Here is a 12,515-nt window from a genome sequence, read left to right on the forward strand (position 1 = left end):
TCCCTATTTCAAATTGCTATTTTCCTTATCAGCAAGCAGGAAATGTAATATACCGTCCATTGCGCTACTTCTATTCTCCATTCCTTCAATTGTTTCAAATGGAAAACCCAATAATACCAACCTGTAATCTCCCTGATAAGCTACTGCTGCACTTATGTTATTGGATTTATAACGTAAAATTGTCTTTGCATTATCTTCAGCAGGTTCTATACCGTCCGGTGATTCCACAGCATAAAACTCACTATCTCCAAGATTCTGAGAAAAAGTCATCCCTTCAAATACAGCAAACTTCCTGTCTGCTACCGTCAACTCTCCTGTATTGGTAGCATGGTCTGTTCTGGCTAAGAACTTCAATACACCCTTACCGAATTTAACATCCTGATCTTTATCAGATTTCTGTTTTCTTTTATCAAAGAACAAGTCTGTTCCGATATAAGCACCTGATGCCAAAAGACTACCACCTTGCTGTAAATAATCTGTCACTTTTTGCTGTAACAGTTGAGGAAATGTTGCATACTGTGGCTTGCGATAAGCACGTGGCGGGTAGGTAGTACGTTGCTCACCCAATAGCAGGTCTACGACAGGATATTTTTCTAACGAAATCATTCCATTCATTACAGCTCCAGCACTGCAAGACACAAAAGAATAACCTGCTTTTCTGATCGATTCCCCATGTACTACAGCAAAGTCAAATGTATTTCCTCCTACTGCTTTCCCTTCAAAGTCTGCAAAACTTGCCCCATGCCCTGGAGCATCATCATCCAGCCAAGGTGAGTCATTGAAAAAATCGAACTGCTTTCCGATATAAGAATAGTCTGTTCCATAAGCCACGCCTGCATCCCAATAGTTGATAAAACCTGACAGATTCTCGGACTCCATAATAGCAGGTGCTGCCACTCGATCAAAGCCATTTACAACCAGCAGCGGCTCTGTTCCCATATCACATGCAGCAACCACTTCTGAAGGAAAACTTTCCCCACCCTTATTGATTGCTGCAACCTTAAAACTATAGATTTTCCCTTTTTCCAACCCATCAACAAGCAGCTCAGGAGTGTTGGTGACCCTGCCGTTATCAAAGGCTTTTCCTTCCTCTCTTGTATAGACGATATAACCGTCAGGCATTGCGGTCGTTTCTAAAGAGTCTACTGTAGCTTGCCAAGTTAGCTTCACCGTGCCTTTACCATACAACTCTACCGCCATATTCTGAACAGGTAAAGGTTGTACCACATATGGTTTTTCATATTGGAATGCCAAGTACTTGAGAATACCTTTGTACAAGGCTCTTGATACATCAAATCGAAACTTAGGATCCTGCGCAAAACGCATATCCATAAAGTTATGGTGGGAGAGAAGCTCCAACAAAATCGATGGCACTTTAGGGTAAGTAGCTTCCGAGTAACGCCTGTCCCACATCGGTCTGCGTGTCCAAGCCGAGTCGTAAAGTGTTATGATATCCTCACAAAGCTGTGTCTGTACCACATCTGCCAGATCTCGGTTTGTCCAACGAGATTGCCCTTTCGGAAATTTTTTGTGCTTGTATAGGTCTGTCGTACTGTAAATCATCAGTGTGCCTACCACTGTATCATTGGCTGTTTGCCCTGCATCGGTGTGGAAAGCCAAAGAAAGGTCCAATGGTATCTGCAAACCTTCACCTGTCAAGGTATTGGTTGAATCCGTATAGGAATCTGACAGGTAATTGACCCACTTGCCTCGGCTTCGGTAATCGTCGGAATAGTCATTCTTATTTTCAGTCAAACTATAAACCAATGTATCAGGCATTCCCGCATACTGTAAGTTATAACGGGCACCTTCCAGATATCGAGGTCGCCCACTTGTTTGACCATTTCTTGCCACATTTCCCATACCTCCTCCAAACCGGACAGCATCGGCAGTAATCACAGCATCTTTGCCTTCACTGAAAGCAGAAAGTTCTACAGCTCCACTGGTCTTGTTGACCCCCTTGTCAAACTCGAAAGTTCCCAAGTACACCCAAGTACTGCCTCCCATTTGCTGGTTGACTGAGAAAGTCGTTGCTCCCCCTTTATGGTAAACCGTATAGCGGGCATCTTTTGCTGAATTAGGTAATGAATGGTAAGAAACATAAACAGCATATCTACCTTTAGTTGGAATAAACGGTATCCAATCGAGAGCCTTTTGTACTTTCTGTTTTGCTGCAAACTGTCTGTACGTACCTTTCTTAAAAGGATTCTCCCCATCTGTCAATGGTATCTCACTTGGGGCAAACCCTTGCATCTCTCCAGTCTTGATTCCTCTATGGTATTCTCGATAAGCCTTACTATCGGTATCATCATTGTCCACAACGACCATTTCCGTCTGCATATCCCGCTCACGAGGCAGGTATACATTCGCTCCTGCATTCTCCAGCATTGGGGTAAGAAACGGCAATACAAATGACATAGGTAACACATCCTCTACTGTTTGAAATAGCCTAGCCCTTTGCCATTCCCATCGGTCAAGTGACGGTTCATAATACCATCCGTGACTATGCCACAAAGCCAGATGTCTATCTTGTAAGCCTTCCGTAAAAGTGACAGGCTTGGACAGGTTCTTAACGTGGGGTACCACTTCAAATGGACGTACTGCAGGCTTCCTACTCAAATCCTGTTCTGATGCAGTTCGATAGTAATTCGGCACCAGGTCTTGGAGCCTTTGTTTAGGCATCATCTTCTCCGTACTATCTGCTTGCAGTTCCAAGCCTTTGCCTACATAAAAATTCCAATCATAGGATCTGTATTTCTGCCCTGCCATCCCCACCAAACGATACTTCAACGCACCGGCTCCTTCAGGCCTTAAAGGCATATACTCCATTTCTCTTGAAAAGAATAAATCTATGCGTTTGGCGTCCTTGTCTATACTTAAAGAATCCACCTTTACCTTATCATCTATTCGAGAAGGGTGAGTAGCTTCCTTGAAAAAATTTAGACAAGTATCTAACCTATAGTTCAGTTGTTTTTCTTCTTTCGTCTGTCCAAAAAGTATTGTTGACCACAACAACAGTGGTAGCCAAGCTAACTTTCTTATATGCTTTTGTATCATCAGTCAAAAATGTGTTGTTTGAACAGTTTGTTTACCGTTTAATATGGTGTTATTGCCTCAAATACGGCAACAGGCTTTGAATTCTTTGGTTGTTTGGCCACTTCTGTAAGGCAGAATAGGTCACTTCCTGCGCTTTCTTCATGTTCTGCAATTTCAATAGCATTGCCACATAGTTATAATAATAAGTTGGGTCATTGTCATTCAGGTTAATCGCTTGCTGTACTGCTCCTGCGGCTTCCTTGTACTGCCCTTCTTCTGCATAAAGCAAACTCAGGTAGTAGTAAGACAAATCATTGTCAGCATCTTGGGTGATAGCCTGTTGCAGCATATATTTCGCTTTTTTATTATCGCCCATACCACTGTATAATAATGACAAGTTGATTCTTGGTAGTACCAGCACACTATCCAATTTCAACGCCCTCTCGTAGGCAGCTATCGCCTGTTCCGTTTCATTTAGTCTTTGGTGATATTCTCCCTTGTTGATTTGACCTGCTACCATATCTGCGTTAGCAGCCAGATATTCCTCATACTCTTTCTTTCCCTGATTAAATGCACTTGCAAAATTAGTAGGACGCTGTTGAGCAGGCACATCCATAACAGCTCTGTAGGCTACTACTCGCACAGTACGCAATGGGTCTGTTAATCCTTTCCAAAATGCTGCTTGCTGTCTAAGTTGTGGGTAATCAAGTGATCGTGTATAAGCCGCATAACGAACCAATCCCTCCTTATCCAATACACCTTTCTGAAGGTAAGGAACAGCCTGTTCTGGCAAATATGAGAGGTAATGCAATGCCGTAGCTCTCACGATTGCATTTTGGGTAGTATCCTTGAAAAGCTTGATCAGGTGTGGTGCAGAAGAGGCATCCATATGGCTACCAGGAATCAGGTCATCCGAAAAATGATACGCCCTATCTTTTCCATACCACTCTTCTACCTTATCTGCAGCCCATTTCACGGACTTCTCCGTATGACAGCTGTTACAGGCATTAGGCGTCCCAAACTTTACACTCTGGTCTGGACGAGGAACCCTGAAGCTATGGTCACGACGGTAATCATTCCCCATATAAACAGCTCCATCCATATGGCAATTGATACACTGTGCACCTTTGGTTTCCTTCTCATGAAAATGGTGCAGCTTGCTGTCATATGACTTATCATGACACTGTAGGCAAAGTGCATTGGTCAACGTCTTGACCTTACTGGTATGTGGATCATGGCAGTTTGTACACATCACATTGTTCTGGTGCATCTTACTTGACATGAAAGAGCTCAACACATAATCCTCATCCCGTATCTGTCCATCTGCGTGATAATTCTCGGTTGTTAGCAGATTAGGCACAAATGACTGCATCATCTCTGGCTGAGGGTTTGAGTTCTCTGTCATCATTGTTCGACGAGCATGGCAACTACCACAAACACTCAGCTGTACTTCCTGCTGCTGAAAATCCACAAAATGTCCTGTCGAATAGCTTTCTCCTTTTTCCATTGCCTCTACATGTTGCTTACCTGCACCATGACAAGACTCACAGCTGACGTTGATCTCCGAGAAAGTAGTATGGTAAGTCCAATCTTGTTCATTGAAGTTTTTCTTCAGGTTGGTGCTATGGCAAGATGCACACATGTTCTGCCAATTCTGAGAGTTACCTGTCCAATGAAGCCAATCGTTAGGTTGTATCTTGTCTCCGGCATATTGATGGAACCATTTCTTCTTTTCTGTATCCCAACTAGCACGCATCACTTGTACTTTTCCTCCCGGAAATTCTACCATATACTGTTGTAGTGGCGCCCATCCGAACGTATATGCAATTTTATAGGTATTCTCTGAACCGTCTATCTCCTTGACAGTAGCATAGTAAGCTGAATCTTTCTGATGAAACCTGTACTGCACACCATCGATCTTGACTTCTGTGTCGTTGAAGTTCCCTCGAACACTCTTATCCGTAGCTTTTTTCATTGCCATATCATGGTCTGAATCCTGCCAATGGTGATAGGCTTGCTCGTGGCATTTGATACAGGATTCTTTTCCAATATATGAGTTGGTTGCCGCCAGGATTTCATCATTTCCTAATTGGTTGTTAGTTAGTTCTGAAGGTTTTTTCTGGCAACTAATGAAAACGATATAAGCAAAGAGTAGGGTAATGGAAAAAAACCCTGCTGTACGTAAGGTATTGTTCATAGGTAGATATTCTTTCAAGTATGATTTTTTAAAGATAACAAGAATCATCACACCACCTACATTGATACAAAAAATGGACAAAGGTGATGTACATACTGACATTACTTTGCCCATTTCCAATACTTATTGTACCCTAATCTATTTCCATGTTTTAAAGGGGTGTTGAGATAAATAGGAATTATAATAGCGCTTATCTCCTGAAACTTCCTCCCCAAGCCAATCGGGCTTATCAAATTGTTCGGCTTCATCAGAGAGCTCTACCTCTGCCATGACTAACCCTTCGTTATCCCCAAAAAAATGGTCTATCTCAAAAGTATGCTTTCCAACTTCTACCTCAGTTCTAGTCTTCTCAATCACACCCGGTTCACAGATTTTCAGTAACTGTTCCGCTTCTTGGACAGGAATTTCCTTTTCCCACTCATATCTACTAATACCCGTTTCGTTGCCTATTCCTTTAATGGTTAGGAAAGCGCGCTCTCCTTTTACTCTTACCCTTACCGTTCGTTCAGGTACAGAACTGAGATACCCTTGTACAATGCGGGTCGTTTTCCCTTCGGGTAAATCCCCTTTTACCAAAAACTTTCTTTCTATTTCCTGTGACATGGCTTTGTAGCGTTTTGATTTTAGAGTTGAGGTGTGTTTTAACCTGCCCAATTTTCCCTGTCCAGACTTCTGTACTGAATTGCTTCTGCCAAATGTTCAGGCAATATACGCTCAGCCCCTGCCAAGTCCGCTATTGTTCTTGACACTTTCAAGATGCGGTCATAAGCCCTGGCTGAAAGTCCTAGTTTTTGCATGGCAGCTTTCAACAAGTTTTTTCCCACTTCATCAATTTCACAAACTTCCTTTACCTGCTGCGAAGCCATCATGGCGTTGGAATAAACACCTTTTACCTCCTTGAAGCGTTCACTTTGTATTTCTCTTGCCTGCATCACTCGCTCACGGATCTCTTCACTGCTTTCTGTCTTACGGTTAGCCGTCATCTCATCAAAGTTGATAGGTGTTACCTCCACATGTAAGTCTATACGATCCAACAACGGTCCACTGATCTTATTGAGGTAACGTTGTACAGTTCCCGGAGCACATACACATTCTTTTTCGGGATGATTATGATAACCACATGGACAAGGATTCATACTGGCTATCAACATAAAGTTCGCAGGATAATCTACTGACATCTTTGCCTGTGAAATGGTTACCTGCCTTTCTTCCAAAGGCTGACGCATTACCTCCAAAACTGTACGTTTGAATTCAGGTAACTCATCTAAAAATAAAACCCCATTATGTGCCAATGAGATCTCCCCCGGTTGAGGGACACCTCCACCGCCAACAAGCGCTACATCACTGATTGTATGGTGTGGCGCACGGTAAGGTCGTCTAGGCATCAATTGAGCATCTGAACCCAACCTACCTGCTACAGAGTGAATCTTGGTTGTTTCCAATGCTTCCTGCAAAGTGGGAGGGGGGAGAATAGTCGGTAGCCTTTTTGCCAACATGGTTTTTCCTGCACCGGGAGGTCCTACCATAATGACGTTATGTCCACCAGCTGCCGCAATTTCCAATGCTCGCTTAATATTTTCCTGACCTTGTACTTGAGAGAAATCTACTGTATAATCATTCAGTGAATCAAAGAATATTTCTCTGGTATCTATTTTCAAGGGAGGTATTTCACTTTTCCCTTTCACAAAATCTATGGCCTCACGCAAGGAGCTGACGCCTATTACATCAAGGTTATTGACAATTGCTGCCTCACCTGCATTCTCTACAGGAAGAATAAAACCTTTGAACCCTTGCTTTCGTGCTTCAATCGCAATCGGCAACGCCCCTTTGATAGGACGAAGACTTCCATCCAGTGCCAGCTCACCCAACACTATATACTGCTCCAGTCGCTCAGAATAAATTTGTCCTGACGAAGCCAACATTCCTAAAGCAATTGGCAGGTCAAAAGCCGCACCTTCTTTTCGTCTGTCAGCAGGGGCTAGGTTTACCACTACTTTCTGCCTCGGTATCACATAACCATCGTGCTTTACAGCTGACTCAATACGGTGAATACTTTCCTTGATGGCGTTATCAGGTAAGCCTACCATATAAAAACCAGTGCCACCATCAAGCGTACTTGCCTCAATTGAAATTAGAAAAGCATCCACCCCATGTACAGCACTGCCAAAGGTCTTAGCGATCATATTGAATAGTTTTTAGTCTCTTTATTTTCTGTGTTATCAAAAGCAAACAAACCTAACGAATTAATCATAAAGAATGATTAACCCATCAGGTTTGCTGTAAGGTTAGAAGCTATTATAAAGGTCAGGTCTTATTGTACACCCACCTTTTCCATTGGAGCAGAAAGACGTTCAAGCAGTTTGCGCTTTTCCTCTTGCTCTTTTTGTTCTTCCTTCTCTCGTTGCATTTGTTCCAATACCTCTGGGTTACGGCGGATATAATCCTGCCAACGGAGTGCTTTCTCCACTCTCTGCAACGCTACCTGACCATCCGTAAAGGTAGAATCCAGCTCTACTGCTTTTGTGTAGAACTCTTTTGCCTCTTCATGCTTTTTATACCAATACTCATAAGTCATTCCCAATTCATAATAAGCATCTTTCTGATCAGGATGTTCCGCAATTACTTTTCGGTAATAACCTTCTGCCACCTCAGGTTGCTTTTTCTTACGGTAAAAATCACCCAGCTTTTTAGCAACTTTCCAGTAGGTATCATCCAATGCAAATGCCTTATCATACCAAAACATGGCACTATCTGCTAAGCCTGTACTCTCCAAAGCTCTTCCCATCTCTGTGTACAGTCCTACATGAGGAGCACAATTTTCAATTGCCACAGCCCCATAACGAAGTGCACTGCGTGGCTTTCCAAAATTGTTGTACAAATCCATCAACCTAGTATACGCCTTGGTATAATCCTTCTTTTTGCCAACACTCTCACGCAAGTACTTCATAGCGCGTGTTGTATCATTGTCCGCTGCATATACAGCTCCGATACTGAAAAGTGTAATGGCATCATCAGGTACAATCTGCTGTGCAATGCGAAGGTATTCCAGCGCTTTTTTGTTCTCACCCTTTTCATAATAGCAAGACCCGATTAAGCTGTACAGTTCGGGTTCCCTAAAACCCAACTCTCCTGCACGCTGTGCAGCACTAAGCGCTTCTGTCAATGCTTCTCGCTGAAAAAGCATTCGTGCTTTCAGGAAGTAATACCTTGCATTGGTACTATCCCTTTTTAGAGAAGTTTCTATATCAGACAGAGCCGCCGATATCTCCCCATTTGCTTCATGGAGACGAGAACGCAAGTAGTAGTACCTTGCATTGTCTGGCTCATCGTCAATCACGTCATTCATAAACGCTATCTGTCTGCGATAAAACTCATCCGTTTGTTCCCTCAGATTGATTAGGGCATCCATATCCTGCTTCTCTTTTTTACAGGATATCAATACCAAAAAAGCCAATATAATTAGTTTAGTGTACCTCATATTTATGATTGACAATGCTATAGGCTACTTGCCTTCTTGTTCCTTTTTGAGTTTCTGCAATTCAAACATTTCATCACGAAGCTGTGCAGCTGTAATGAAGTCCAAATCCTTCGCTGCTTTCTCCATTCGCTTCTTCGTCTCTGCTATTAACTTGTCAAAGTCCTGTACATTTCCATAGCTAGCTGGGCTTTCTGCAAATGTCGTCACTTCTTTAGGTGCAGCAGCAGCTTCCTGCTCAATACGCAAGCCTGAATGGTCTGCCACACGAGTCTGTCCAATAATCTGGTCACTGGACTTCTTAACGGTTCTAGGTGTAATACCATGTTCCTTGTTAAAGTCCATCTGTATTTTCCGACGGCGGTTCGTCTCGTCAATTGACTTCTTCATGGACTTGGTCATCTTGTCTGCATACATGATCACCCTACCGTTCGAGTTTCGGGCTGCACGACCGATGGTCTGTATCAGCGAACGTTCATTACGCAAAAATCCTTCCTTATCGGCATCCATAATCGCCACAAGTGAAACTTCGGGCAAATCAAGTCCCTCACGAAGAAGGTTTACACCCACAAGGACATCAAATACTCCCAACCTCAATTCACGAAGGATTTCTACCCTATCCAGTGGCTTCACCTCAGAGTGCATAAAACGCGCCTTGATCCTGATTTGGTCAAAGTACTTCGTCAGTTCTTCAGCCATTCTTTTGGTCAAGGTCGTAATCAGTACCCGCTCACCTCGTTTGATTGTATCATCAATTTCTTCTAACAGATCATCTATCTGGTTGGTACTTGGCCTGACAGAAATCTCAGGATCCAGTAAGCCTGTAGGACGAATCACCTGCTCTACTACAGTACCTTCTGTTTGTATTAGTTCGTAGTCTCCAGGTGTAGCACTCACAAAAATGGACTGTTTCACTACATTTTCAAACTCATTGAAAGTCAGTGGACGGTTATCCAAAGCAGATGGCAACCTGAATCCATAATCCACCAATGACACTTTCCTTGAACGGTCACCTCCCCACATAGCTCGAATTTGAGGCATGGTTACGTGACTTTCATCTACTACTAGCAGGAAATCATCTGGAAAATAGTCCAGTAAACAGAATGGACGCTGTCCCGGTTCTCTGCGGTCAAAATATCGGGAATAGTTCTCCACTCCTGAACAGTAACCTAGCTCCCGCATCATCTCAAGGTCAAACTCTGTACGTTCCTTGATACGCTTCGCTTCCTCGACCCTGCCTTCACGTTCAAAGTAACGGATCTGTTCCACCATGTCGTCCTGAATCTCACGAATTGCCTGATGTAATGTGTCTTGCCCTGTCACAAATAAGTTGGCAGGGAAAATCGTAATCGCACTTTCGTCAGAAGTCTTCTTACCTGTTTCAGGGTCGATACGCTGAATCTGCTCCACTTCATCTCCCCAAAAGAAAATACGGTAAGCAAAGTCTGCATAGGCAGGGAAAATATCTACAGTGTCTCCTTTTACCCTAAAAGTACCCCTTTTGAATTCCGCCTCAGTACGGCTATAAAGGATATCCACCAAGTTAAATAACAGCTGATTTCTGGATACGACTTCTCCAGCCTTTATCCGAACGATGTTCTTACCAAACTCCTCAGGGTTACCGATACCATAAATACATGAAACTGATGCCACCACGATTACATCACGTCTACCTGACAGTAGGGCAGAAGTAGCTGCCAGTCTCAGCTTTTCGATCTCCTCATTAATCGCCAAATCCTTCTCGATATAGGTATTCGTTGTGGAGATATAAGCTTCAGGCTGGTAATAGTCATAGTAAGATATAAAGTACTCTACTGCATTTTCAGGAAAGAACTGCTTGAACTCTCCATAAAGCTGTGCAGCCAATGTCTTGTTATGACTCAACACCAATGTAGGGCGCTGTACTTCCTGTATTACATTGGCAATGGTAAAAGTTTTACCAGAACCTGTAACCCCTAGCAGCACTTGTGAAGTTTCTCCTGATTCCAGGTTATGGGAAAGCTCCTTAATCGCTGCTGGCTGATCCCCCATAGGGGAAAAATCCGATGCCAGTTTAAAATCCATGAGTTTCTGTATATTTCTTTGAATTTCCCCTTACGGAAAATGCTGATAACAATTTGATTAGAACAGTATTCTTACCCTCTCAACTTCAATATGCGATTGATTGTTAACTGCCCCATTTGAGTGTTGACAAATGTAACTAAAAATTTCCTGCGATGTGGTGTTCCTCCTTTTCATTACACATCATACAAATACCCACATTTAACCTCAATTCCTTTGTGCTTACTTATCACAAATCATTATTAAGTCGTAATAAAAAACATTTTTTTTGAACAAAAATCGTCTCAAAAAAATCCATCCTAAAATAAGCCTCACTACCTCCAAGTATCTCTACCTTCCTCTCTCTACCCTAATCTCAATACGAGTACCAAACAGCTTGAGTGTATGGATTCAAACAGCAAATATTTCCTATACCGCTACCAACGGACTCCAAATATTTGAAAGGTATTAATGCCCGACTACGATCAAGTATAGGTATCCAAAATCAAAACACATGATAAGGATAATAGGATACTTCTCTTGAAATCAAGCCTACCACAACCGAATATTCTTTTGACTTGTTCTTTGTGATTTTCTAAACCTAGTTAAATATTAGTACGAAAAATCTTTGAATAGTACTATTTAAACACCCTGTTAACCTCTATTTATCAGGGTTAGAGTCAAAAATGGCAAGGGATAATATTATAAGAATCCCGATTCCCTTCCGTATATTTGCAGCGCACATACAGAATATTATTCTGCTGTCAGATTTCAGCAGGCACAACTAACTACATACTTTATAATCGTACTAACCATGCTGACAAAATTGTCTCAACTTAAGCAGATTGCAGAAAACCAACAGGTCAAAAAACGCCTAGTGCTTTGTGCTGCTGCTGACGAGCATTCATTGGATGCAGTATACCACGCATACAAAGAGGGAGTCATCACACCTATCTTGGTAGGTAACGAGGAGAAGATCCGCAAGATGATGGAAGAATACGGGTTCTTCTTTATTGAAGATGATATTCGTATTGTCCATGAGACCAAGCCTAACAAAATGGTGGAAACCTCTATCAAACTTATCCGCAATGGAGAAGGGGATATCCTGATGAAGGGGCATATTACCACTGCTGAATTACTTAGGGGGGTTCTCAATAAGGAGTGGGGACTGAAGGAAAAGAAAGTATTGTCTCACTTTGCTCTTTTCGAGATTCCAGCATACCATAAGCTACTTGCGCTGACTGACGTTGCTATGAACATCTCTCCTGACCTTGAAGCTAAGATGGGAATCATCAATAACTCAGTGGAGTTTATGGGCCGCATCGGTGTAGAAACACCTAAGATTGCTGCCATTGCTGCTGTAGAGATGGTAAATGAAAAGATGTCAGCAACCACAGACGCTGCACTACTTTCCATCATGAACCGAAGAGGTCAAATTCGTAACTGTACCATTGATGGTCCTTTGGCATTCGACAACGCCATCAGCTTTGAAAGCTCTGAACACAAAGGCATCAAAGGAGAAGTAGCTGGTGATGCAGACTTGCTACTGGTTCCGGATATTGAGGCTGGAAACGTACTTTATAAAGCGTTTGTATTCTTTGCCAATGCAAAGGTTGCTTCTATCATTCTTGGAGCTAGTGTACCAGTAGTACTTACTTCTAGAGCTGACTCTGAAGAAACTAAGCTAAACAGTATCAGGCTAGCAGCAGCATCAGCTGCTGACTTTGAAGTATAATCATTCAGGCGCAAGATACTAGAGACTAGAAC

7 protein-coding genes are annotated in these 12,515 nt (G+C 42.6%); 1 reads left to right on the forward strand and 6 read right to left on the reverse strand.

Going from position 1 to position 12,515, the window contains the following annotated elements:
• Nucleotides 1-3 precede the first annotated feature (3 nt).
• From V6R21_RS28075 to uvrB, 6 genes are all read right to left on the reverse strand, one after another.
• On the reverse strand, nt 4-3,057 hold the full coding sequence (locus V6R21_RS28075) for a golvesin C-terminal-like domain-containing protein (RefSeq protein WP_334246817.1): 3,054 nt from the start codon (nt 3,055-3,057) through the stop codon (nt 4-6).
• 49 nt (nt 3,058-3,106) lie between these two features.
• Nucleotides 3,107-5,233, reverse strand: coding sequence for a multiheme c-type cytochrome (locus V6R21_RS28080; protein WP_334246818.1), 2,127 nt, complete (start codon nt 5,231-5,233; stop codon nt 3,107-3,109).
• A 138-nt stretch (nt 5,234-5,371) separates the two neighbouring features.
• Entirely contained in the window at nt 5,372-5,836 is a 465-nt protein-coding gene (locus V6R21_RS28085) for a CYTH domain-containing protein (RefSeq protein ID WP_334246819.1), read from the reverse strand.
• Nucleotides 5,837-5,874: 38 nt separating this feature from the next.
• On the reverse strand, nt 5,875-7,416 hold the full coding sequence (locus V6R21_RS28090; RefSeq protein WP_334246820.1) for a YifB family Mg chelatase-like AAA ATPase: 1,542 nt from the start codon (nt 7,414-7,416) through the stop codon (nt 5,875-5,877).
• A 128-nt stretch (nt 7,417-7,544) separates the two neighbouring features.
• Entirely contained in the window at nt 7,545-8,711 is a 1,167-nt protein-coding gene (locus tag V6R21_RS28095) for a tetratricopeptide repeat protein (RefSeq protein WP_334246821.1), read from the reverse strand.
• A gap of 24 nt (nt 8,712-8,735) precedes the next feature.
• On the reverse strand, nt 8,736-10,772 hold the full coding sequence (gene uvrB / locus V6R21_RS28100; RefSeq protein WP_334246822.1) for an excinuclease ABC subunit UvrB: 2,037 nt from the start codon (nt 10,770-10,772) through the stop codon (nt 8,736-8,738).
• Between the two features lie 790 nt (nt 10,773-11,562).
• Between uvrB and V6R21_RS28105 the strand changes: the two genes are divergently transcribed.
• Nucleotides 11,563-12,483 (forward strand): bifunctional enoyl-CoA hydratase/phosphate acetyltransferase, encoded by a 921-nt coding sequence (locus tag V6R21_RS28105; protein ID WP_334246823.1) that lies wholly within the window; start codon nt 11,563-11,565, stop codon nt 12,481-12,483.
• Nucleotides 12,484-12,515: the final 32 nt, after the last annotated feature.

The organism is Limibacter armeniacum (assembly GCF_036880985.1).
Classification (GTDB): Bacteria; Bacteroidota; Bacteroidia; order Cytophagales; family Flammeovirgaceae; genus Limibacter; species Limibacter armeniacum.

What these genes read in the sequence shown, in the direction of transcription:
- V6R21_RS28090 (WP_334246820.1), bottom strand. Translation starts at nt 7,416, where the DNA reads ATGATCGCTAAGACCTTTGGCAGTGCTGTACATGGGGTGGATGCTTTT.
- V6R21_RS28075 (WP_334246817.1), bottom strand. Translation starts at nt 3,057, where the DNA reads ATGATACAAAAGCATATAAGAAAGTTAGCTTGGCTACCACTGTTGTTG.
- V6R21_RS28105 (WP_334246823.1), top strand. Translation starts at nt 11,563, where the DNA reads ATGCTGACAAAATTGTCTCAACTTAAGCAGATTGCAGAAAACCAACAG.
- V6R21_RS28095 (WP_334246821.1), bottom strand. Translation starts at nt 8,711, where the DNA reads ATGAGGTACACTAAACTAATTATATTGGCTTTTTTGGTATTGATATCC.
- uvrB (WP_334246822.1), bottom strand. Translation starts at nt 10,772, where the DNA reads ATGGATTTTAAACTGGCATCGGATTTTTCCCCTATGGGGGATCAGCCA.
- V6R21_RS28085 (WP_334246819.1), bottom strand. Translation starts at nt 5,836, where the DNA reads ATGTCACAGGAAATAGAAAGAAAGTTTTTGGTAAAAGGGGATTTACCC.
- V6R21_RS28080 (WP_334246818.1), bottom strand. Translation starts at nt 5,233, where the DNA reads ATGAACAATACCTTACGTACAGCAGGGTTTTTTTCCATTACCCTACTC.